Raw genomic sequence first — 20525 nt, 5'->3', positions numbered from 1 at the left:
GCAGTTGCGCGATCGTCCCCGTCGCCACCCGCTCGCGGTCGAGCAGCGCGAACGCGGCGGGCAGGGGAGCCTCCGCGCTCGACGCGGGCGGCGCGCGCTCGACGACGGCGCACCCGGCGAGCAGCAGCGCGAGTAGGGCCGGGTACTTCACCGAGTCGCCTTGGCCGGAACGAAGCCGTCGACCTGCTGCCCCACGAAAAAGCCCGCGCCGTCGCCGGGCAAGGCGAAGGTCACCTGCAGCACCCGTACATCGACCCGCTCGGTTGACGTGTTGGTCAGCTACCGCTTGGCACCACCAGCGGCTCGGCACGTACGAACGTCACGCTGATCCGCTTGTTCGCCGCGCCGCGCGGCGTGACCATCGCCGGGCGGGTCAGCGCGACGCGATCGATCTCATTCTCGTCGGTGTCGATGCGGACATGCAGCGGGTCGGTGACGCCCATCGTGATCAGCGGGCCGGCCGAGTCGCCGCCCTGATTGCCGGCGTTAGCGTACTCGCCCGCGCGCGTGCTGACCTGCAGCACGGTCGCGGCGCGGGGAGCCCGGACGGTGTGCCGGGCCAGCCGCACCCGCGCCGCCGCCAGCTGCGCAGCGGCCTCGTTCGCCTCGGCCTGCGCCACCGCGACGCGCGCGGCCGCTTCCTCGACGGTACCGCCGCTGGCGATCACCTCCTGCCGGCTCACCGCGCGCGGATCGCCTGCCGATCGGTACAGCGCGTCCTGCCGCCGCGAGACGCCCAAGCTCGTGTGCGCCGCCGCTACGCCCTGCCGGATGCGCCGGAGCCGGGCCTCGGCCTCCACGACCGACGCACGTGCCTCGCGGCTGTCGACCGAGAATAGCGGCGCGCCCGCGGCGACCCGCTGGCCGACCTCGACATACATCCGGTCGATCACGCCGCCGATCTGCGCGCCGATCTCGATCAGCTCGCTCGACGGCTCGACCACGCCCGCTTCGGCCACGACCGCGCCGGCACCGGCGGGGGCGGAGGCGGGGGTGCGGATCGGCTGCAGCTTCACCGCTTCGACGATCGAGGACATAGCCGCCCGCGCCGGCGTCTCCAAGGTGACGATCTACAAGCGTTTCGACGATAAGGAGGCGCTGTTCGAGGCCACGGTGCGCGCCGAGATGGAGCGTATGGAGCGCGCCTTCGATGACGCCCTGCACGGTGACTGTACGCTCGCCGACCGTCTCGACGCGTTCGGAATGGTCCTGCTGCGCTTCCTCTTCAGTCCCGCTCATCTGCCGCTCGACCGAATGCTTGCGCAGGACCTCGATCAATCCCCCGGCCTGGCGCGCCGGTTCTTCGACGCCGGCCCCGGCCACTGCCGCGCGCGCATCGGCGCGATGCTCGCCGAGGCCGACCGGGAGGGGAAATCGAGATCGACGACCCGCTGCTCGCCGCCGCCGATCTCCTCGCGCTCTGGCGCGGCTTCCTGGCAAAGGAGCTGGAATTCGGGATTATCGCGGCCGTGGACGACAAGGTCATAACGTCCCGCGTCCGGCGCGGTACCCAGCTATTCATGAGGATGGTCGCGCCGAGCGGCTGGATAATGGTCGGGAAGAGAGGATTCGAACCTCCGGCCCCTGCCTCCCGAAGGCAGTGCTCTACCAGGCTGAGCTACTCCCCGACGGAGCCCGGTCGCGCGGATCGACCGGTTTGCTTGGACGCGCGTTCATACCCAGCGCCCCCGTCCCGTGCAAGCGTCATGCGCGGGCGGCGAGCAGCGCCTCGATGCTGACGAGCTTCTCGCGCGGCGACCCAGCGCGCGCGGCCGCGATCTCGGCCTGGTCGATGCGCCGCCAATCGCGAAACGTCACGGCCTCGACGCCGCGTTCAGCCAACAGCGCGTCCAGTCCGGCGCGACCCGGCTTGCCGCCTTCCGCGGGGAGATCCGCGGCGATGTGGTCGATGATCGCGAAGCCGTCGGGACGATTGGTACCGATCGTTCCGGTCGGGCCTCGCCTGGCCCAACCGACGGTGTACAGCCCCGGTCCGATCCGTCCGTCGTCGTTGGCGAACCGGCCCAGCTTGGCGTCGTAAGGAATGCCGTCGATCGGCGGCGTCCTGTATCCGATGCAGCTGACGACTAAGCTCGCGGGCACCTCGTAGGTCTCACCGGTAGGCACGACCTGGCCCACGTCGTCAAGGCGCGTGCGCTCGACGATCACACGATCGACCCGGTCTTCGCCCTCGATCCGGAGCGGCACGGCGTAGAAGTCGAACAGGATGCGGACCGGCTTGGCTTCGTCCTGGGCCGCGAACTCGCGCAAGAGTGCGACCGACTTGCGTTGTCCGGGATCGAGCGCGGCGTCGTCCTCGACCGGCGGCAGGTCCGCGGGATCGACGACCGGGGCGGCGCGCGCGAGATGGCCGAGCTCCCCCATCTCCTTAGGCGTCATCGCTATCTGGTGCGGTCCGCGCCGCGCCAGGATCGTGATCGTCTCGAACCCGCCGCGACCGAGCTGGCCCAGCGCATGCGCGGCAATGTCCGAGCCGTCGAATTCCTCACCGGTTTTGGCCAGGATGCGCGCGACGTCGAGGGCGACGTTGCCGGCGCCGACGATCACCGCGCCGGCGCCGATGAGGGGCGGCGCGAGCGCCGCGTGATCGGGATGACCGTTGTACCAGCCGACGAACGCCGCCGATCCGATCACGCCGGGCAGATCGCCGCCGGGCACGCCGGTCGGCCGATCCGACGGCGCGCCGGTCGCGAGCACGACGGCGTCGTACAGATGCTGCAGTTCCGCGACGGTCGCGTCCCGCCCGAGAGTCACGCCGCCCACGAAGCAGACGTTGTCGGACGACGCGGTCGCCTCGTAACGACGCGTCACGCCCTTGATCGACTGGTGATCCGGCGCGACGCCGCTGCGTATAAGGCCGTACGGAACGGGCAGGCGGTCGATGATGTCGACCCGGACGCCGTCGCCCCACAGCTTGAGCGCGGCCTCGGCGGTGTAGTATCCGGCGGGCCCCGACCCGACGATGACGATGTGCCGCATAGCCCTGGTTCTCCCGTCGGCTCCGATCTTAGACGGGGTGGGGCGCGTGTCCATGGAAAGGACGGGCCGGCCGGACCGCTATGTCGGTCGCGACGATCTCGCGGCCAAGACGATCGTAGAATGCGCAGACGTCGATCAGCTGGACCGCCGAGGGCAGGATCGATGAGCCTAACGCTGCGGTATGGGTTCGAGCGATGTCCGTCTCTACCCTCGGCCACCCCACCGTCATCGATCGGCCGCCGCGTCGATCGACGCGCGTGACCACGCCGTCATCGCGCCGCAAGCAGGAGGTCGACCGGTACAGCGCCCTCAGCCGCGTCCCGTCCGGCGATGCGGAGTGACGTGGACCGCGCAGGGCCGAAAGTATCACGCCGGGATCGCGAGATCGTCCGGTGAAGGGTAGGTCGCGGTCGCGGGCGACTTCGGATATGAGCACGACGAGCAGGCGGTCGATCTCCGCAAGCATGTTGCCGACTACCCGGACCGAACATGCCGATCCATGCCGGCCGACCAAGCCGCCGCAGCCGATCCTCGCCGAGACGAAGGCGATCCCGCGTCGCAGGGCGGCGTGGGCGGCGGGTGTTCCGGTCGACGGTCGCCGTCGACCGCTCAAGCCCTGGGCGCGGCGCGCGCCGCGATCGCCTGTTCGACCGCGACCAGCCCTTCCGCGCTCGCGACGGCCAGATCGAGCGGACGCGCGCCGAGCGCGTCGTCATGAGTATTCAGGAACGCCATGACGGCCTCGCGGTCGCCCAGCGCGGCCCAGGCGACGCGCGCCACCTGCCCCTGACGGCTGGCCTGGTCGGGGGACAGCTTGACCGCGTTGAACTTGCTCCGAAATCGCTTGAACTCGGGCTTCTTCGCCGCCGGGGTCGCGCCGTCCACTTCGGTCGTATCGGGATCGGTGGTCAAGGCGGCTGTCTCCTGATCGTCGCGGCTGACGAACTCCGGCCGACGACGGCGAGTATATGGTGGCGCGGACGCGAAAGGCCACCTCGCCCCCACCATGATGGATTACACGCGGGCGATCGGCGACTAGTACGGCTATCTGGGCCGCGCTAAGCGCGGGCGATCATGGCCACATCGCTCGACCGCATCCGCAACTTTTCGATCATCGCCCATATCGATCACGGCAAATCGACGCTCGCCGACCGGCTGATCCAGGAAACGGGCGGGCTGACCGCGCGCGAGATGTCGGCGCAGGTCCTCGACAATATGGATATCGAGCGTGAGCGCGGGATCACGATCAAGGCGCAGACGGTCCGGCTCGATTACAAGGGCTATGTCCTCAATCTGATGGACACGCCGGGGCACGTCGACTTCGCCTACGAGGTGTCGCGAAGCCTGGCGGCGTGCGAGGGCGCGCTGCTGGTGGTCGACGCGGCGCAAGGGGTCGAAGCGCAGACGCTGGCCAACGTGTACCAGTCGATCGAGCACGACCACGAGATCGTGCCCGTCATCAACAAGATCGACCTGCCCGCCGCCGAGCCCGAGAAGGTGCGCAAAGAGATCGAGGAGGTGATCGGGCTCGACGCGTCCGACGCGGTGCTGGCATCGGCCAAGGCGGGCATCGGCATTACCGAGATCCTGGATGCGATCGTCCGGCGTATCCCGCCGCCCAAGGGCGATGTGGCCGCGCCGCTCAAGGCGATGCTGGTCGACAGCTGGTACGACCCGTATCTGGGCGTCGTCATCCTGGTGCGCGTGATCGACGGGTCGCTCAAGAAGGGCCAGGAAATCCAGTTCATGCAGGCGGGCACCAAGCACCTGGTCGACCGGGTCGGCTGCTTCCGGCCCAAGATCGAGCAGCTGGCGGACCTGGGTCCGGGCGAGATCGGCTTCATCACCGCGCAGATTAAGGACGTGGCGCAGGCGCGGGTGGGCGATACGCTGACCGACGCGAAGAAGCCCGCGGCGCAGGCATTGCCGGGGTTCAAGGAAGTGCAACCGGTGGTGTTCTGCGGGATGTTTCCCGTCGACGCCAACGACTTCGAGAAGCTTCGCGAAAGCATCTCGAAGCTCCGGCTGAACGACGCCTCCTTCTCGTTCGAGACCGAGACGTCGGCGGCATTGGGGTTTGGCTACCGGTGCGGGTTCCTGGGGCTGCTGCATCTAGAGATCATCCAGGAACGGCTGACGCGCGAATATGACCTGGACTTGATCACGACCGCGCCGAGCGTGGTGTACGAGATCGAGCTGACGCATGGGGATGGGCATCTCGAGCTCCACAACCCGGCCGATATGCCCGATCCCAACAAGATCGCGACCATCGCCGAGCCGTGGATCGAGGCCACGATCTACGTCCCCGACGAGTATCTCGGATCGATCCTGAAGCTGTGCCAGGACCGGCGCGGGATTCAGAAGAACCTAACCTACGTGGCGGGACGCGCGCAGGCGACCTACGAGCTGCCGCTGAACGAGGTCGTCTTCGATTTTTACGATCGGCTGAAATCGATCAGCCGGGGCTATGCGTCGTTCGATTATCACCAGATCGGCTACCGCGAGGGCGACCTGGTCAAGATGGGCATCCTGGTCAACGCGGAACCGGTCGATGCGCTGAGCATGATCGTCCACCGGGCGACCGCCGAGGCGCGGGGGCGGGGCATGTGCGAGCGGTTGAAGGACCTGATTCCGCGCCATCTGTTCAAGATCCCCATCCAGGCGGCGATCGGCGGCAAGGTGATCGCGCGCGAGACGATCGCGGCGATGCGAAAGGACGTTACCGCAAAGTGTTACGGCGGGGACATCTCACGCAAGAAGAAGCTGCTCGACAAGCAGAAGGAAGGCAAGAAGCGGATGCGGGAGTACGGATCGGTGCAGATCCCGCAGGAAGCCTTCATCGCCGCGCTCAGGATGGGTGACGACGCGTGAGCTTCGCGCGTGCCCGCTGACCAACCGTCCTTCGCCGCGCGGCGGGCCGGTCGTCCGACCTGATCCGGTCGAAAAAGCGCGTCGCCGACCATGCCGAGGTGTTCACGCCGTCCTGCCTGGTCGAGAAGATGCTGGACCTGGTCAAGGGCGAGACCGAACGGATCGACTCGCGCTTTCTGGAGCCTCGTCGCGGAGTTCCACCTGCTGGTGGACCTGAAGGTGTTCGACACCGAGTGGATGAACGAGGCCGTGTTCGTCTTCCGCCGGTACGAGGACGCCTCGTTGCGCTATACAGGCATCGACGGCCACCAGGGACTGACGAAGATCGGGGGCTTCAGTACGGTGATGCCGAGGGAGGCGGCTTGACGTCCGCGCGCGGTCGAGCTGCGCGTCCGGAGCCGAGATGGGACGCGGCCGGGCGACAATGTAAATGGCCTGTTGCGGCGATGCGGCTCAAGCGCCAGTCCTAGGCCGTGCATGCTTTCCGTCCGGCTCCGCGCGACCGCGCCATCTCAGCTCTGCTGTCCGCCACGCTTGTGGCGCTGCTCGGCTGGCTGCTCGTGGTCGGGCTTGGGGTGCGGGTGCCCGGGGTGAGCGAGCGGGCGCTGGACGTATTCGAGGTCGCGCCGCCGCTTCCCCCACCGCCGGTGCGGATCACGCCCGCGCCGACGCGGAACCGACGGCCGGAGGGTGAGGCCGCGCCGCCGAACCTGCGGTCGACCGCGACGCCCATCGTCGCGCCGGTGCCGATCGTGGTCGTGCGGCTGCCCTCGCCGGTAATCGCAGCGCCGGTCGCGGGGCCGGGGAGCGACCCGAGCCAAGGCGCGGCGGCCGCGGTCGGACCCGGGACGGGCGCGGGCGGGCAGGGGAACGGGACGGGAAGCGGCGGGAACGGCGACGGCGACGGCGACGGCGACGGGGGCGGCTGGCGCGACGAGACGCCGCCGCGCTGGCGACGTGGGCGGATACGCGACTCGGACTATCCGGAGGAAGCGGAGGGAGCGGCGGCGAGCGGTCTGGTCTCGGTCCGCTGCGTCGTCGAAATCGATGAGCGTCTCTCCAACTGCCGGATCGAGAAATCGAGCGGTAACGCGGCGCTGGACAGGACGACGGTGCGTTTGGTGGGGGAGCGCTTTCGCTATCGGCCGTGGCGCGACTCGCAAGGGCGACCGGGGCGCTCCGTCATGTCCGTCGAGCATATATGGGCTACGGAGGCCATTCCGGACGACTCGGTGGGCTGAACCGCGCGGTCGGGCGTTGGGCGGGGCATGACGAGTAAAGGTGTGCGTATGAAGACGGGGTGGGTGCTGGCGGCGGTGCTGGTCGCGGGATGCGGATCGGTGGAGCCTAAAGTGCCGGGCGCGGCCGAGCGCGCGACGAAGGCGCAGCAGGCGGACGCGCGGCGACTCAAGCGCGCCTGCGGGTCGGCGGAGACGTACGACCGGCTGAAGGCGGTGGCGTTCGAGGACGCGGCGCGGGTGCGCAAGGCCGGCTCGCCTTCCCTCGACCGGCTGGCAGCGGGCAGCGTCGTGCGGATGGAACGCCCGGTGGTGAAGAGCCGCGACGAGGCGCTCAACGTCACGGTGTGCAGGGGCCGACTGGTGCTCGAGCTGCCGCCGGGAGCCGAGGACGCGTTCGACGGCGACCGGCGGCTGGAGGCGGACGTCGAATATGCCGCGCAGGAGGCGGTCGACGGCAGCGGGCTGGTATACCAGATGGACGGTGCCGAGCCGATCGTGTTCCGGCTCGCGGCGGTGGGACTGGCACGCGGCACCGCGCCGGCGGCGGAGATGGAGACGGCAGCGGTCGCGCAGCCCGTGCCGGCTCCGATGGACGCCGAATCGACCGAGTTTCAGCCACGACCGGTACCGCGCGCGCCGATCCCGCCGCCGCGCTCGGAGCAAGTAGTACGGCCGGCTCCCATCATCCCGCGCGAACGGCAGGAGACACCGCGGCGTGAACTCGCAAGGCCCGCGGCGGCGCGGCCGAGTTTCGACTGCCGGCGCGGGCGCAGCCGGGTGGAGCGTATGGTGTGCGGGAGCGACGGGCTGGCGCGCGCGGACCGGGCGATGAGCGCGACATTCTACTCGGCGCTGGCGGATGCCGACGGGCCCACGCGCGCCGAGTTGCGCGGGAGTCGCGACCGGTTCCTGCGGTTCCGCGACCGGTGCGGGAGCGAAGCATGCGTAGCCCAGGCCTATGCCGACCGGACGGCCGAGATCCGCGACATCGCAGGCGAATATTGATTGGCGTTCGCAGGGCAGGCGAGGCATGGCCGCGACGGTGACGGGGGCAAGCGCACTTAGGTTCGCGCCGGCTGCGGCGATCGAGGCGAGAGCCGGATCGCGGCGCGTGGCGCTGGCCAACAGGGCACTGTCGCGAGCGTGGGAACGGGGCTGGTCGAGCGAGCCGTTGCTTGAGCCGGAAGTGCTGATCGCGGGTGCGCGCGCATCGACCGGCCTGCGCGATCTGGGCGATGCGGGTGTGTGGCGCGAGCGGCTGGCCCTGCTGTGCCGCGCGTTGGCGGAGGAGGCGGATCTGTCGCCGCTGGGGCGGACGATGGCGTACGGCCAGCTGACGGCGGCCCTGCGCGACCGCCTGCGCGCGCACGCATTGTGGGCGCGGCATCCGGAGATCGCGGACGTGTCGCTCCCCGCGCCCGTCATCGTGCTGGGGCAGATGCGGTCGGGGACTACGCGGATGCAGCGGCTGCTGGCGTGTGATCCTCGCTTGAACTGGACGCGGTTCTACGAGAGCTGGTGTCCGGTGCCCGCGACGGGCTGGCCGGTGGACGATCGGCGGATGCGGGCGGGCGCGATGCTGGCGGGGATGCGCATGCTGAACCCGGGCTTTGACGCGATTCATTCGAGTAGCCTCGACGGCCCGGACGAGGAGATCGGGCTTCACGCGCTGTCGTTCCACGGATCGGTATTCGAGGCGCAGTGGCGGGTGCCGAGCTTCGCGCGCCACTGCGAGAATGCGGACTCGTCGGGCGTTTACCGTGAGTTCCGGTTGATGCTTCAGACGCTGGCGTGGCTGCGGCGTGACCGGACGGCGCGGCCCTGGGTGCTCAAGGTGCCGCAGCTGACGCAGGATCTGGGCACCGTGCTCCAGCTGTTCCCGGATGCGCGCGTCGTGCGGGTCGAGCGCGAGCCGGTGGCGGTGGTCGCATCGGCGGCGTCGCTGGTGCGTCACCAGATGCGCGTGCAATCGGGCGCGGTCGACGACGGCTGGATCGGGCGGGAGTGGCTGCGCAAGGTCGCGCTTCGGCGCGGACGGCTCGAGGCGGCGCTGGCGGAACGGCTCGATCTGCCGCAAGTAACGGTCGCGTTTGACGCAATAAACCGCGACTGGCGAGCCGAGATGCGGCGTGTTTACGTGATGTTGAGGCTTGAACTCGATACGGGACTGGAGGCGCGCATGGCCGCCTACCTAGCTCGCGCGGGCCGAGGTCTCGAGCGACATCGCTACAGCGTCGAGGAGTTCGGGTTGAACGCTACCGAGGTGCGCGCGGCCGCCTAGAACGCCGCAGCGACGAGTTGCTCGAATGCCAGGGCGCGGTGGCTGACCGCATGTTTGTGATCGGGGTCGATCTCGCCGAAGGTCTCGGTCATGCCGTTCAGGACGAACATGGGGTCGTAACCGAAGCCACGCTGTCCACGGGGCGGATTGACGAGCGTGCCGTCGACGCGACCCTCGAACCATTCGACATGCCCGTCCGGCCAGGCGAGCGCGAGCGCGCAGACGAAGTGTGCGTCGCGCGACGCGTCGGGCCCGGTCGCGGCGATCGCCCGCTCGACAAGGCGCATGGCCTCGTCGAAATCCTTCTCCGGCCCGCCCCAGCGCGCCGATAAGATGCCCGGATCGCCGCCGAGCGCCTCGACGCACAAGCCGCTGTCGTCGGCGAGCGCAGGCAGGCCGGACAGGTCGGCGGCGGCCCGCGCCTTCAGCTCGGCGTTGGCGACGAAGGTGGTGCCGGTCTCCTCGGGCTCGGGCAGGTCGAGCTCTGCGGCCGAGACGGGCTCGACCCCATACGGTCCGAGCAACGCCCTGATTTCGCGAACCTTGCCGATATTGTGGCTGGCAATGACGAGCTTGCCCGGCCGGAGCTTGCGCACGGCTTGGGCCCCAAGAACCTCAAGGCTCATGCGAGCGCGCGGGCTTGGGCGGCGAAGATGTTGGTGCAGCCGATGCGCGCCAGGCGAAGCAGGCGTAGCAGCGCCTCCTCGTCGTAGGTCGCGCCCTCGGCGGTCGCCTGCGCCTCGGCGATGTGGCCGTTCTCGAGCAGGACGAAGTTCGCGTCGGCGTCGGCGGAGGAATCCTCCGGATAGTCGAGGTCGAGAACGGGGGTGCCCTCGAAGATGCCGCAGGAAACGGCCGCGACCTTTTGGCGGATCGGGTCGGCGGTGAGCTTGCCACTCTTGAGCAGGCCGTCGACCGCGAGGCGCAGCGCGACCCACGCGCCGGAGATCGAGGCAGTGCGGGTGCCGCCGTCGGCCTGGAGCACGTCGCAATCGAGCGTGATCTGACGTTCGCCAAGCCCGCGCAAGTCGGTGACGGCGCGTAAGGATCGGCCGATAAGTCGTTGTATCTCTTGAGTCCGGCCCGACTGCTTGCCCTTGGCGGCCTCGCGGTTGGAGCGGGTGTGCGTGGCGCGGGGAAGCATGCCGTATTCCGCCGTGACCCAACCCTCGCCCTTGCCGCGCAGGAAGGGCGGCACGCGCTCCTCGACCGACGCGGTTACGAGCACGCGGGTGTCGCCGAAACCGATCAGGACCGACCCTTCCGCGTGACGCGTATAGCCGGCCTCGATGGTGATCGGGCGCATCTGGTCGGGGGCGCGACCGCTGGGGCGCATGGGGTGGCTCCTGTTGTTCGGGCCGGGCCGTAGCGGGGGTGAGGAGGAGCGTCCACCTTTCTACTCGCCTCCCTGGATAGGGAGGGGAGACGCTTGGTCCGTGACCGTCTACACCCTCCCTGTGACTCCGCCTCCCGTTTCCGAACTGAGCGACCGCGCGCGGGATATCTTCCGGGCGGTGGTGGATGGGTATGTGGCCACCGGCGCGCCGGTCGGGTCGAAGACGATCGCGTCGGCGTCGGGGTTGAACCTGTCGCCCGCCTCGATCCGTAACGTCATGCAGGAGCTGGAAGAGCGCGGGCTACTCAGTTCGCCGCATGTCAGCGCGGGACGGATGCCGACCGACCGTGGGCTCAGGCTGTTCGTCGACGGCATGATGCAGGCGTCGGAGCCGTCGGCGGAAGAGCGCGCGGCTTTGGAAGTCGGGATCGGGCCGGGTAGCGGCCCGGTGGAGCAGGCGCTCGCGGCCACCACGGCCGCCCTGTCGGGCCTGTCGGCGTGCGCGGGGCTGGTGATGGTCGCCAAGCGCGAGGCGCGGCTGCGGTCGATCGGGTTCGTGCCGCTCGGGGATGCGCAGGCGCTCGCGGTGCTGGTCAGCGAGGACGGTGCCGTCGAGAACCGCGTGATCGCGCTGTCGGGCGGCATGACGTCGTCGGCGCTGGTCGAGGCGGGCAACTACATGTCGGCGACCCTGTCGGGCCTGACGCTGGCGGAGGCGCGTACGCGGATCGAGCGCGAGCTGGCGGAGGGGCTGACCGCCATCCAGGGTGCCGCGCGCGACCTGGTCGAGCGCGGGATCGCGGTGTGGAGCGAGGACGGCGACCGGCGGCCGGTGTTGATCGTGCGCGGCCAGTCGCGACTAATCGATGAGGGCGCGGCGGCCGACCTCGACCGGGTGCGCGAACTGCTCGACGATCTGGAGGGGAAGCAGGAGGTGGCGGGACTGTTGGAGGCGGCGCGGGCGGGCGACGCCACACGCATCTTCATCGGCGCGGAGAACAAGCTGTTCGCGCTGTCGGGCTCGTCGGTCATCGCCCGGCCGTTCCGCGGGCTGGATGGGCGGGTGGTGGGCGTGGTCGGCGTGATCGGGCCGACGCGGTTGAACTATGCGCGGGTGGTGCCGATGGTGGATTTCACCGCCGCGACGCTTGCGCGCTTGATGGGCCATTGAAGCCGACCTAATTGGGGCAGCCATGGAAGACATCAGCACCACCGACGCCAAGGCCCTGCGAGACGAAACCGCGCACGCCTCCCCCGAACTCGCCGAACACGACCGCGCGGCCCGGCTGGAGGGCGAGCTCGCCGAGGCGCGCCAGGCCGTGCTCTACGCACAGGCCGAGGTGCAGAACGTGCGTCGCCGGGCGGAGAAGGAGGCGGCGGACGCGCGCACCTATGCCGCGACCGCGTTCGCGCGCGACATCCTGTCGGTCGCCGACAATCTGACGCGCGCGCTCCAGGCGATCCCCGAAGAGCTGCGCGGCGACGATAAGTTCAAGGGGCTGGTCATCGGCCTCGACGCGACCGGACGCGAGGTAGAGAGCGTGTTTCAGCGGCACGGCATCACCAAGATCAGCGCGCTTGGCGAGGGTCTCGACCCAAATCGGCATCAGGCGATGCTTGAGGTCCCGAGCGACGCGGCACCGGGCACGATCGTTCAGGAGATGCAGACGGGCTATATGATTCGCGACCGGTTGCTCAGGCCGGCGATGGTCGGGGTCGCGCGATCACTGGATTAGTAGCGGTATGAATTCGAACATCACCGCCGACCGCGCGACCTTCGTGTCGCACCTGGAATGCTCGATGACCGGCGAGCGGTATGAGGCGGACCGTCCGCACGGCCTGTCGCGCGTCGGGCGGCCACTGCTGGTGCGGTACGATCTCCCGGCAGTCGGGGCGGCGTTGTCGCGTAACGTGGTGGCGGCTCGCGACACCGATCTATGGCGGTGGCGCGAGCTGTTGCCGGTACGGCGGACGGCGTCGATCGTATCGCTCGGGGAGATCGAGACACCGCTGGTGCCGATCCCCAAGTCGGGCGGACCGAACGTGCTCGTCAAGGACGAGGGTCGCCTGCCGACCGGCTCGTTCAAGGCGCGCGGGCTGGTGATGGCTGTCGCGATGGCGCGCGAGCTGGGCGTGACGCGGATCGCCATGCCGACCAACGGCAATGCGGGCGCGGCGCTGGCCGCCTACGCCACGCGCTGCGGGATCGAGACGATCGTTTTCTGCCCGGAGGAGACGCCCGAGATCAACGTCCGCGAGATCGCCGCTCAGGGCGCGCGCGTGTGGCGGGTCAACGGCCAGATCGACGATTGCGGCGCGATCGTCGGCAAAGGCGCAGCCGAGGGGCGGTGGTTCGATTTCTCGACGCTGAAGGAGCCGTACCGGATCGAGGGCAAGAAGACGATGGGGCTGGAGCTCGCGGCCCAGTTCGGCTGGAAGCTGCCCGACGCGATCTTCTATCCCACCGGTGGCGGCACGGGCCTGATCGGGATGTGGAAGGCGTTCGACGAGCTGGAACGGCTCGGCTGGATCGGCCCGGAGCGCCCGCGCATGTACGCGGTGCAGGCGTCGGGCTGCGCACCGATCGTCCGAGCGTTCGAAGCCGGCGCGGAGCACGCCGAACGCTGGGAGGACGCCGCGACGGTCGCGGCGGGCATCCGGGTGCCGCGCGCCGTGGGCGATTTCCTAATCCTGCGCGCGGTGCGTGAAAGCAGCGGGCGGGCGCTGGGCGTCGGCGACCCGGCGATCCTGCGCGCGGTCGACGAGTGCGCGACGAAGGACGGGCTGTTGATGTGCCCGGAGGGCGGCGCGACGCTGGCGGCGTACGGGCAGGCGGTGCGCGACGGGCTGATCGAAGCGGAGGAGCGGGTGGTGCTGTTCAATTGCGCGACGGGGCTGAAGTACCCGCTGCCGGATGCGCCGCAATGGCTGGACCGACATCAGGCGATCGACTTCGAGATGTTCGGATAACCCTCTCCCGCCTTCGCGGGAGAGGGACAGGCGCGGGAGCGCCAGAGTGAGGGCCAGACCTCTCCCGGAAAGGCCCGGTTCTTACCCTCGCCGCGCTACGCGCGTCTTTCCCTCTCCCGCGAAAGCGGGAGAGGGTTCAGTCCTTCGGAAAAAAGCGTTCCAACACGCTTGTGGCGAGGCGTGCAGGGCGCAGCGTCTGGGCATCCAGGCAGCACCAGCTCGATTTCACCTCGGCGAGCACCTCCTCGCCGCGGCGGATCACCGTCTGGTAGAACGCCCGCGCGCCCTGCACCTTTTCGAGCAGGACGGTGGCGATCACGTCGTCATCCAGAAACGTCGGCTTGCGGTAGGTGATCTCATGTTTGAGCGCGACCCACAGGTGCGCCGCGACCGCGTCGGCGGGGGCGATGCGCTGCCAATGGCTAATCACCGCTTCCTGCACCCATTTGAGATAGCTGGCGTTATTCACGTGACCCATGAAATCGATGTCGGCGGGATCGATGCCGATCCGGTAGTTATGCGGGAGGCTGGGATTCACGTCGCGGCCCGTACCACTTGGCGCAACCGCTGGGAACCATGGAATAACTTTGCGGCGAAGGAGGTCGTACGGACGCCGTTCGACGCATTTCCGTTGCGCAACAGGAACAATCGCCCGTCCCGCGTCGTTCGGCTACCTAGATCAACAGGAGGATCGTCATGAGTGATTATCGGGGCAACGGAACGGGCACGGACAACGGCCCGCGCCGGGTAGACGTATCGGGCAATCGGACCGATCATGTCGTCGAGCGCAAGAGCGGCGGCATAGGCCGTACGCTGCTGATCCTGGCCGCGATCGCCGCGATCATCGCGGCCGTGCTGTTCGCGACCGGCTTCTTCCGCGCGGACGTGAACGGCGGCGCGATCCCCAACGTCGATGTCAGCGTCAAGGGCGGCGCGCTGCCCGACGTGGATGTCGATTCCAAGAGCGTGGACCTGACGACCGAAAAGGAAGTCATCGAGGTGCCCAAGCTCAAGGTGACCGAGGGCAAGAGTGACAAGGACGGCGCCGACAAAAACTGATCCCTGGCCCGTCGGGCGGGCTTGATCGAAAGCCGTCGACCGGGTGGATTGACACCCGCTCGGCGGCTTTTTCATTGATGCGCCGCCGGCCGGGCCGGCCGCTTATCGAGGCCGAAACGGCATCAATGTCTCGTATTGCGCGAGCGCCGGAGCGGCCGCAACGGTCGCGCCGTTACGGAGCAGGAACACGTGGCGGACGATTTCCGCCTGCTGCTCGAGCCCGTAGCGCGAGAACGGCCGCCCGGGCTTCAAGACATATCCGTAACGGCAGAAGGGATGGCGCGCGAGCGGCAGGCAGGCCCCGCACTGATGCTGCCAGACATGCGTCATTTCATGGATGAACAGCCCCTGGTCGCCGAGCGGGGCCGCCGCAAAATCCTCACGCCATAGATCGCCCTTGGGGTGGAAGTGGATGCAGCCGAGCGGGGCCATGACGACGCGCCGGGGTTGGAAGAACGCCCATTTCGTGCGGGACAGCGTCACCCGCGAATAATCGACCGTGTCGCCGAAGACCGAGCGGGCGAGGTCGGTTTCGCCGGGAGTAAGCGGGCGACGGGCGTTCATGGCGGAGAGCGGCTCACTCGGGAGCCGGATCGCCCGGCCCGATGATGTAAGCCTTGCGGTACAGGCGTTCGCCGTTCTCGAAGGTCAGCGTCAAGAGCGTGCTCGTGCCCGGCTTGGCGCGCGCATCGAGATCATAAAGCATGAGGTGGCGACCGCCCGGCGCAAAGACCACCTCGCCATCGGCGGGGACGGCAACGCGCGCGAGCGGGCGCATCGACATGCGGCTGCCGGTCCCCATCGACTCGTGCATCTCCGACCGGAGCGCATAGTCGGCGGTGACGCGCACGAGCGTGCGGTCGGTCGCACCGCCATGGACGGTTAAATAGCCCGCACCCGGACGACCCGGCGCGGCGGGAAGGCGGACCCACGCATCGTCCACCGTTACCTCACCCGGTCCCGAGCAGCCGAACAGCAGCAGCGCAGCGGCTCCGGACCTCATCAATCTGGACACGCGCGCACTCCCTCGGCGACCGGCGTTTCTCGGCCGCACCGACTAGCGGCGGGCAAATCTTGTCGCAAGCCGAACCCAACCTATATCGCCGCCGTCATCCAAGAAGGTTGCGCCGCCGTAACGGGGTGCGATCATGCATTTAATCTCGAGGGGCATTCAGTAAACATGGCTAAAGTCATCGGCATCGATCTGGGCACCACCAACAGCTGTGTCGCTGTGATGGAGGGTGGCAAGCCCAAGGTGATCGAGAATGCGGAAGGCGCGCGCACCACGCCATCGATCGTCGCCTTTGCCAAGGACGGCGAGCGACTGGTCGGTCAGCCCGCCAAGCGCCAGGCCGTCACCAACGGCGACAACACGATCTTCGCGGTCAAGCGGCTGATCGGGCGGCGGTTCGACGATCCGATCACCAAGAAGGATACCGAGCTGGTCCCCTACAAGATCACGCGCGGGTCGAACGGCGACGCGTGGGTCTCGGCGGGCGGCAAGGACTATTCGCCTTCGCAGATTAGCGCCTTTACGCTCCAGAAGATGAAGGAGACCGCCGAATCCTATCTCGGCGAGACGGTCACGCAGGCGGTGATCACGGTGCCGGCCTATTTCAACGACGCGCAGCGCCAGGCGACCAAGGACGCCGGCCAGATCGCGGGCCTCGAAGTGCTGCGCATCATCAACGAGCCGACCGCGGCGGCGCTCGCGTATGGCCTGGAGAAGCAGGACGGCAAGACGATCGCGGTCTACGACCTGGGCGGAGGCACGTTCGACGTGTCGATCCTGGAGATCGGCGACGGCGTGTTCGAGGTGAAGGCGACCAACGGCGACACCTTCCTGGGCGGTGAGGATTTCGACAACAAGATCGTCGAGTTCCTGGCGGAGGGCTTCAAGAAGGACGAGGGCATCGACCTCGCCAAGGACAAGCTCGCCCTTCAGCGGCTGAAGGAAGCTGCCGAGAAGGCCAAGATCGAGCTGAGCTCGGCCGCGACCACCGAGGTCAACCTGCCCTTCATCACCGCCGACCAGAACGGCCCCAAGCATCTGGTTAAGGCGATCAACCGCGCCGACCTGGAGCGGCTGGTCGACGACCTGATCAAGCGCACGATCGAGCCGATGAAGAAGGCTTTGGCCGACGCTGGGATCAAGACGGACGACATCAGCGAAGTGGTGATGGTCGGCGGCATGACGCGCATGCCCAAGGTCCGCGAGGCGGTGAAATCCTTTTTCGGCAAGGAACCGCATACGGGGGTCAACCCGGACGAGGTCGTCGCCATGGGTGCCGCGATTCAGGCGGGCGTGCTGCAGGGCGACGTCAAGGACGTGCTACTGCTCGACGTGACGCCGCTGTCGCTCGGCATCGAGACGCTGGGCGGCGTGTTCACGCGCATGATCGACCGCAATACGACGATTCCGACCAAGAAGAGCCAGACCTACTCGACCGCCGAGGACAATCAGGGCGCGGTGACGATCCGCGTCTTCCAGGGCGAGCGCGAGATGGCGGCGGACAACAAGATGCTCGGTCAGTTTGATCTGGTCGGCATCCCGCCCGCGCCGCGCGGGGTGCCGCAGGTCGAGGTCACGTTCGACATCGACGCGAACGGCATCGTCAACGTGTCCGCCAAGGACAAGGGCACGGGCAAGGAGCAGCAAATCCGCATCCAGGCGTCGGGCGGATTGTCGGACTCCGACATCGACCAGATGGTCCGCGACGCTGAGCGCTTCGCCGAGGACGACAAGAAACGCCGCGCGGGTGCCGAGGCGAAGAACAATGCCGAGTCGCTGATCCACACGACCGAGCGCCAGCTGGCCGACAATGGCGACAAGATCGACGCGTCGCTTAAGGGCGAGATCGAGGCGGCGATCGCCGAGGCCAAGGCCGCGGTGGAGAGCGGCGACGCCGACCGCATGTCGGAGAAAGCTCAGGCGTTGGCGACTGCGGCGATGAAGATGGGCCAGGCGATCTACGAGAAGCAGGCGCAGGACGAGGCTTCACCCAAGTCGGACGGCGACGCGCCCAAGGACGACGACGTGGTCGACGCCGAGTTCTCGGAAGTCGACGACAACCAGAAAGCGTAATCTCTTCTCCCTCTCCCCTTCGGGGGAGAGGGCTGGAGAGGGAGTAGAAGCAAGTGACGGCCGATATCGATTTCTACGAACAGCTCGAATGCGAGCGGACCGCCGATGCGGGGACGATCAAGGCGTCGTACCGCAAGCTCGCGATGAAGTTCCACCCGGACAAGAACGCCGGGTGCAAGGACTCCGAAGCCAAGTTCAAGGCGGTCAGCGAGGCTTACGACATCCTCAAGGATCCGCAGAAGCGCGCGGCCTATGACCGGTTCGGCCACGCCGCCTTCCGCCAGGGCGGCGGCGGGAGCGGCGCGCAGGACTTCTCCGGCTTTTCCGACATCTTCGAATCGGTGTTCGGCGAATTCATGGGGGGCCAGCGCGGCGGCGGCGGGCGTAGCTCGGGGCGCCGCGGCGCCGACCTGCGCTACGATATGGAGATCGGGCTGGAGGAGGCCTATCACGGCAAGGCGACCGAGATCACGGTCGACGTGTCGGCGCAGTGCGACACCTGCCACGGATCGGGCGCGAAGGCGGGAACCAAGGCGAAGACGTGCGGGACCTGCGCGGGGCACGGCAAGGTGCGCGCGCAGCAGGGCTTCTTCGTGGTCGAGCGCGCCTGCCCGACCTGCCAGGGTGCCGGTCAGGTGATCGCCGATCCGTGCGCCGAGTGCCGCGGCGACGGCCGCGTCGATCGGACCAAGACGCTTGAAGTCAACGTGCCGCCGGGCGTCGACGAGGGCACGCGCATCCGCTTGTCGGGCGAGGGCGAGGCGGGCGCGCGCGGCACGCCGGCGGGCGACCTTTACATCTTCCTGCACATCAAGCGGCACGCGATCTTCGAGCGCGAGGGCACGACCCTGTTCGCGCGCGCGCCGATCAGCTTCACCACGGCCGCGCTGGGCGGCACGCTCCAGATCCCCGGGCTCGACGGCGAGCATCACGAGATCCGCATCCCGGTCGGCATCCAGTCGGGCAAGCAGCTCCGCCAACGCGGCGCGGGCATGCCGGTCCTCCAAGGCCGGGGCGCGGGCGATCTGGTCGTACAGATCGAGGTCGAAACGCCGACCAAGCTGTCGGTCCGCCAACGTGAACTGTTGGAGATGTTCCGCGAAACGGAAACAGGCGACGAGTGCCCGGCCAGCCAGGGTTTCTTCGCCAAGCTGAAGGCGGCGATCGCGGGGTAGGTGTCAGCCGTCCAGAAGTGCGACAAGCTGGGAGTGCGGATGTGTTGCAACTGCGTTGAGGACGGTAATACCCAAGACGGCAAAGCCATATTGCATGTGCTCACTTAAAAGCAGCTCGCAGCCTGCTCTAGCCGAAGTAGTGACGATCAATGCGTCCCAGACCTGCATGCGATGATCAACCACCAATTCGAACGCTTGTTCGAAACAGGCTTGGTCAGATGCTACAATCTCGTACTGATCGGAATAGCGTCGAACTATCATTCGAGCATCTTGGTGCTCGATACCGCTTCTTAGAAGAACGTTGAGTAGTTCTCCAAGCACCTGGGTAGCGACAACGAAATGATGTTCATTGTTAAGATGACGAACGACATGCCGCGCCCTGTGGATTTTTTCGGGATCGGCCGAGGCGCGTTTCACGCCTGCGAGGTAAGCTAGAATATTGGTGTCGAACGCGATCCTCACCGCGCGTACAGATCATCCCGCTGTCACTCGCCCGAGTCGCGGGTCGGCAGTGCTTCTAAATAGTCCAGAAGCTCTAGCATGCCGTGCTGCTGCTGCTTGCGACTCTTGAAGACCGGGATAATCTTGGCGACGGGTTCACCCGCCGATGTCACCACGAATGTATCGCCATTTTCAACGTCGCGGAGGACGTCACCAAAATGATCGCTCGCTTGGGTCGAAGTTATGGGCCGATCCATACCGCACGTCTTAAGCCGTGCCGCCATGTCACGTAATTGCCGGAACCCATCCCGCCCCCTCGCGGGAAGGGGCGGTCGGGCAGGTGGATTAAAGGGTAGTGACAACCACCCCGACCACCAGCGCCTGTGCCGCGAGCGCCAGCAGGCTGCTGACTACGGTCTCGAAGGTACGCATGGTTCGGTCTCCATGCCGGAACGGTCCGGCACGGACGCATGTGGGTTTTATTTCAGCTCGGCGCAATTTTGTTGCGGGCTATCGCAAGTGCAACAAACGCACTCGTGGTTGACGGCTTTTACTCGGTTGGCCCGAACACACGCGTGAAGATCGTGTCGACGTGCTTGAGGTGGTAGTCGAGATCGAATTTGTCGTCGATCTCCTCGGCCGAGAGTAGGGCCGTGACGTCCGGGTCGGCCAACAGCAGCTCGCGCAACGACAGCGCGCCGTCCGACTCCCACACCTTCATCGCGCTACGCTGGACGAGACGGTAGGCGTCCTCGCGCGGCGCGCCCGCTTGCGTGAGCGCGAGCAGCACGCGCTGCGAGTGGATGAGACCGCCCATCCGGTCCATGTTGCGCCGCATCCGGTCGGGATAGACGAGCAGCTTGTCCACCACGCCCGTCAGTCGAGCGAGCGCGAAATCGAGCGTGATCGTCGCGTCGGGGGCGATGTAGCGCTCGACCGACGAATGGCTGATGTCGCGCTCGTGCCAGAGCGCCACATTCTCCAGCGCGGGCGTGACGTAGCCGCGGACCATGCGCGCGAGGCCGGTCAGGTTTTCGGTCAGCACCGGGTTGCGCTTGTGCGGCAT

General features: G+C 67.8%; 23 protein-coding genes, 1 tRNA gene and 2 pseudogenes. 13 read left to right on the top strand and 13 right to left on the bottom strand.

Annotated features, from left to right (window positions below):
• Window positions 1–4: 4 nt before the first annotated feature.
• Complete coding sequence (locus ACFE7F_RS04290) at window positions 5–136, top strand: hypothetical protein (protein ID WP_375402603.1); 132 nt, start codon at window positions 5–7, stop codon at window positions 134–136.
• A gap of 139 nt (window positions 137–275) precedes the next feature.
• On the opposite strand, the gene ACFE7F_RS04285 is transcribed toward ACFE7F_RS04290, so the two are convergent.
• Window positions 276–1016 carry an efflux RND transporter periplasmic adaptor subunit gene (locus ACFE7F_RS04285; RefSeq protein ID WP_375402669.1) on the bottom strand — a complete coding sequence of 247 codons (741 nt, stop codon included), beginning with the start codon at window positions 1014–1016 and terminating at the stop codon, window positions 276–278.
• Here ACFE7F_RS04285 and ACFE7F_RS04280 point away from each other — a divergent pair.
• Window positions 994–1466 (top strand): annotated as a pseudogene (locus ACFE7F_RS04280) (TetR/AcrR family transcriptional regulator); the annotation flags it as partial. The gene ACFE7F_RS04285 and the pseudogene ACFE7F_RS04280 overlap by 23 nt on opposite strands.
• An 85-nt stretch (window positions 1467–1551) precedes the next feature.
• Here ACFE7F_RS04280 and ACFE7F_RS04275 read toward each other — a convergent pair.
• The 4 genes from ACFE7F_RS04275 to ACFE7F_RS04260 all read right to left on the bottom strand — a co-directional run bounded on the left by ACFE7F_RS04275 (window position 1552) and on the right by ACFE7F_RS04260 (window position 3912).
• Window positions 1552–1628: transfer RNA gene (locus ACFE7F_RS04275), tRNA-Pro, on the bottom strand.
• Window positions 1629–1704: 76 nt separating this feature from the next.
• Window positions 1705–3000 carry an FAD-dependent oxidoreductase gene (locus tag ACFE7F_RS04270; RefSeq protein ID WP_375402602.1) on the bottom strand — a complete coding sequence of 432 codons (1296 nt, stop codon included), beginning with the start codon at window positions 2998–3000 and terminating at the stop codon, window positions 1705–1707.
• A 28-nt stretch (window positions 3001–3028) separates the two neighbouring features.
• Window positions 3029–3613 (bottom strand): hypothetical protein, encoded by a 585-nt coding sequence (locus ACFE7F_RS04265; RefSeq protein WP_375402601.1) that lies wholly within the window; start codon window positions 3611–3613, stop codon window positions 3029–3031.
• Complete coding sequence (locus tag ACFE7F_RS04260) at window positions 3610–3912, bottom strand: antitoxin Xre/MbcA/ParS toxin-binding domain-containing protein (protein ID WP_375402600.1); 303 nt, start codon at window positions 3910–3912, stop codon at window positions 3610–3612. The genes ACFE7F_RS04265 and ACFE7F_RS04260 overlap by 4 nt, the downstream gene beginning before the upstream one ends.
• A gap of 162 nt (window positions 3913–4074) precedes the next feature.
• Here ACFE7F_RS04260 and lepA point away from each other — a divergent pair, with 162 nt between their 5' ends.
• From lepA to ACFE7F_RS04235, 5 genes are all read left to right on the top strand, one after another.
• Window positions 4075–5871: a translation elongation factor 4 gene (lepA, locus tag ACFE7F_RS04255; protein ID WP_375402599.1), complete on the top strand. Its 1797-nt coding sequence runs from the start codon at window positions 4075–4077 to the stop codon at window positions 5869–5871.
• Window positions 5872–6090: 219 nt separating this feature from the next.
• A complete protein-coding gene (locus tag ACFE7F_RS04250; protein ID WP_375402598.1) occupies window positions 6091–6237 on the top strand; it encodes a hypothetical protein in 147 nt (48 codons plus the stop codon).
• 107 nt (window positions 6238–6344) lie between these two features.
• Window positions 6345–7112, top strand: a complete 768-nt coding sequence (locus tag ACFE7F_RS04245) for a TonB family protein (protein WP_375402597.1) — start codon at window positions 6345–6347, stop codon at window positions 7110–7112.
• 48 nt (window positions 7113–7160) lie between these two features.
• Window positions 7161–8117, top strand: a complete 957-nt coding sequence (locus tag ACFE7F_RS04240) for a lysozyme inhibitor LprI family protein (RefSeq protein WP_375402596.1) — start codon at window positions 7161–7163, stop codon at window positions 8115–8117.
• 25 nt (window positions 8118–8142) lie between these two features.
• The gene (locus tag ACFE7F_RS04235) at window positions 8143–9393 is read left to right on the top strand and encodes a sulfotransferase (protein ID WP_375402595.1); all 1251 of its coding nucleotides are present in this window, start codon (window positions 8143–8145) and stop codon (window positions 9391–9393) included.
• Here the strand turns inward: ACFE7F_RS04235 and rdgB are convergent.
• The gene (rdgB, locus tag ACFE7F_RS04230; RefSeq protein WP_375402594.1) at window positions 9390–10019 is read right to left on the bottom strand and encodes an RdgB/HAM1 family non-canonical purine NTP pyrophosphatase; all 630 of its coding nucleotides are present in this window, start codon (window positions 10017–10019) and stop codon (window positions 9390–9392) included. The genes ACFE7F_RS04235 and rdgB overlap by 4 nt on opposite strands.
• The gene (rph, locus tag ACFE7F_RS04225; protein WP_375402593.1) at window positions 10016–10729 is read right to left on the bottom strand and encodes a ribonuclease PH; all 714 of its coding nucleotides are present in this window, start codon (window positions 10727–10729) and stop codon (window positions 10016–10018) included. The genes rdgB and rph overlap by 4 nt, the downstream gene beginning before the upstream one ends.
• Before the next feature lie 121 nt (window positions 10730–10850).
• Between rph and hrcA the strand changes: the two genes are divergently transcribed.
• The 3 genes from hrcA to ACFE7F_RS04210 are packed head-to-tail and all read left to right on the top strand — an operon-like array spanning window position 10851 to window position 13699.
• The gene (gene hrcA / locus ACFE7F_RS04220; protein WP_375402668.1) at window positions 10851–11900 is read left to right on the top strand and encodes a heat-inducible transcriptional repressor HrcA; all 1050 of its coding nucleotides are present in this window, start codon (window positions 10851–10853) and stop codon (window positions 11898–11900) included.
• 22 nt (window positions 11901–11922) lie between these two features.
• Window positions 11923–12465 (top strand): nucleotide exchange factor GrpE, encoded by a 543-nt coding sequence (gene grpE, locus ACFE7F_RS04215; RefSeq protein ID WP_375402592.1) that lies wholly within the window; start codon window positions 11923–11925, stop codon window positions 12463–12465.
• Window positions 12466–12472: 7 nt separating this feature from the next.
• Complete coding sequence (locus ACFE7F_RS04210) at window positions 12473–13699, top strand: threonine synthase (RefSeq protein WP_375402591.1); 1227 nt, start codon at window positions 12473–12475, stop codon at window positions 13697–13699.
• 136 nt (window positions 13700–13835) lie between these two features.
• Here the strand turns inward: ACFE7F_RS04210 and ACFE7F_RS04205 are convergent, their stop codons facing one another.
• Window positions 13836–14177 (bottom strand): acyl-CoA thioesterase, encoded by a 342-nt coding sequence (locus tag ACFE7F_RS04205; RefSeq protein ID WP_375402667.1) that lies wholly within the window; start codon window positions 14175–14177, stop codon window positions 13836–13838.
• 218 nt (window positions 14178–14395) lie between these two features.
• On the opposite strand from ACFE7F_RS04205, the gene ACFE7F_RS04200 reads away from it, so the two are divergent.
• Window positions 14396–14758: a hypothetical protein gene (locus ACFE7F_RS04200; RefSeq protein WP_375402590.1), complete on the top strand. Its 363-nt coding sequence runs from the start codon at window positions 14396–14398 to the stop codon at window positions 14756–14758.
• A gap of 102 nt (window positions 14759–14860) precedes the next feature.
• Here the strand turns inward: ACFE7F_RS04200 and ACFE7F_RS04195 are convergent, their stop codons facing one another.
• On the bottom strand, window positions 14861–15322 hold the full coding sequence (locus tag ACFE7F_RS04195; protein ID WP_375402589.1) for a vgr related protein: 462 nt from the start codon (window positions 15320–15322) through the stop codon (window positions 14861–14863).
• 13 nt (window positions 15323–15335) lie between these two features.
• The gene (locus ACFE7F_RS04190) at window positions 15336–15773 is read right to left on the bottom strand and encodes a copper chaperone PCu(A)C (RefSeq protein ID WP_375402588.1); all 438 of its coding nucleotides are present in this window, start codon (window positions 15771–15773) and stop codon (window positions 15336–15338) included.
• 165 nt (window positions 15774–15938) lie between these two features.
• Between ACFE7F_RS04190 and dnaK the strand changes: the two genes are divergently transcribed.
• Together dnaK and dnaJ are read left to right on the top strand one after the other, a co-directional pair.
• On the top strand, window positions 15939–17843 hold the full coding sequence (dnaK, locus tag ACFE7F_RS04185) for a molecular chaperone DnaK (protein WP_375402587.1): 1905 nt from the start codon (window positions 15939–15941) through the stop codon (window positions 17841–17843).
• 53 nt (window positions 17844–17896) lie between these two features.
• A complete protein-coding gene (dnaJ, locus tag ACFE7F_RS04180; protein WP_375402586.1) occupies window positions 17897–19018 on the top strand; it encodes a molecular chaperone DnaJ in 1122 nt (373 codons plus the stop codon).
• 3 nt (window positions 19019–19021) lie between these two features.
• On the opposite strand, the gene ACFE7F_RS04175 is transcribed toward dnaJ, so the two are convergent.
• The 3 genes and pseudogenes from ACFE7F_RS04175 to ACFE7F_RS04165 all read right to left on the bottom strand — a co-directional run.
• The gene (locus ACFE7F_RS04175; protein WP_375402585.1) at window positions 19022–19480 is read right to left on the bottom strand and encodes a PIN domain-containing protein; all 459 of its coding nucleotides are present in this window, start codon (window positions 19478–19480) and stop codon (window positions 19022–19024) included.
• Window positions 19481–19503: 23 nt separating this feature from the next.
• Window positions 19504–19716, bottom strand: coding sequence for a type II toxin-antitoxin system Phd/YefM family antitoxin (locus ACFE7F_RS04170; protein WP_375402584.1), 213 nt, complete (start codon window positions 19714–19716; stop codon window positions 19504–19506).
• Between the two features lie 293 nt (window positions 19717–20009).
• Window positions 20010–20525: pseudogene (locus ACFE7F_RS04165) on the bottom strand (adenylosuccinate lyase); the annotation flags it as partial.

It is taken from the genome of uncultured Sphingomonas sp., from assembly GCF_964235535.1.
Classification (GTDB): Bacteria; Pseudomonadota; Alphaproteobacteria; order Sphingomonadales; family Sphingomonadaceae; genus Sphingomonas.
Note: the sequence above shows the minus strand (reverse complement) of the source record. Positions and strands in the feature narration are given on the sequence as shown.

Excerpts from the sequence above, each read along its gene's own strand:
- dnaK (WP_375402587.1), top strand. The coding sequence starts at position 15,939 with ATGGCTAAAGTCATCGGCATCGATCTGGGCACCACCAACAGCTGTGTC.
- grpE (WP_375402592.1), top strand. The coding sequence starts at position 11,923 with ATGGAAGACATCAGCACCACCGACGCCAAGGCCCTGCGAGACGAAACC.
- ACFE7F_RS04240 (WP_375402596.1), top strand. The coding sequence starts at position 7,161 with ATGAAGACGGGGTGGGTGCTGGCGGCGGTGCTGGTCGCGGGATGCGGA.
- rdgB (WP_375402594.1), bottom strand. The coding sequence starts at position 10,019 with ATGAGCCTTGAGGTTCTTGGGGCCCAAGCCGTGCGCAAGCTCCGGCCG.
- ACFE7F_RS04235 (WP_375402595.1), top strand. The coding sequence starts at position 8,143 with ATGGCCGCGACGGTGACGGGGGCAAGCGCACTTAGGTTCGCGCCGGCT.
- ACFE7F_RS04195 (WP_375402589.1), bottom strand. The coding sequence starts at position 15,322 with ATGAACGCCCGTCGCCCGCTTACTCCCGGCGAAACCGACCTCGCCCGC.
- rph (WP_375402593.1), bottom strand. The coding sequence starts at position 10,729 with ATGCGCCCCAGCGGTCGCGCCCCCGACCAGATGCGCCCGATCACCATC.
- ACFE7F_RS04170 (WP_375402584.1), bottom strand. The coding sequence starts at position 19,716 with ATGGATCGGCCCATAACTTCGACCCAAGCGAGCGATCATTTTGGTGAC.
- ACFE7F_RS04210 (WP_375402591.1), top strand. The coding sequence starts at position 12,473 with ATGAATTCGAACATCACCGCCGACCGCGCGACCTTCGTGTCGCACCTG.
- ACFE7F_RS04205 (WP_375402667.1), bottom strand. The coding sequence starts at position 14,177 with ATGGGTCACGTGAATAACGCCAGCTATCTCAAATGGGTGCAGGAAGCG.
- lepA (WP_375402599.1), top strand. The coding sequence starts at position 4,075 with ATGGCCACATCGCTCGACCGCATCCGCAACTTTTCGATCATCGCCCAT.
- ACFE7F_RS04270 (WP_375402602.1), bottom strand. The coding sequence starts at position 3,000 with ATGCGGCACATCGTCATCGTCGGGTCGGGGCCCGCCGGATACTACACC.
- ACFE7F_RS04200 (WP_375402590.1), top strand. The coding sequence starts at position 14,396 with ATGAGTGATTATCGGGGCAACGGAACGGGCACGGACAACGGCCCGCGC.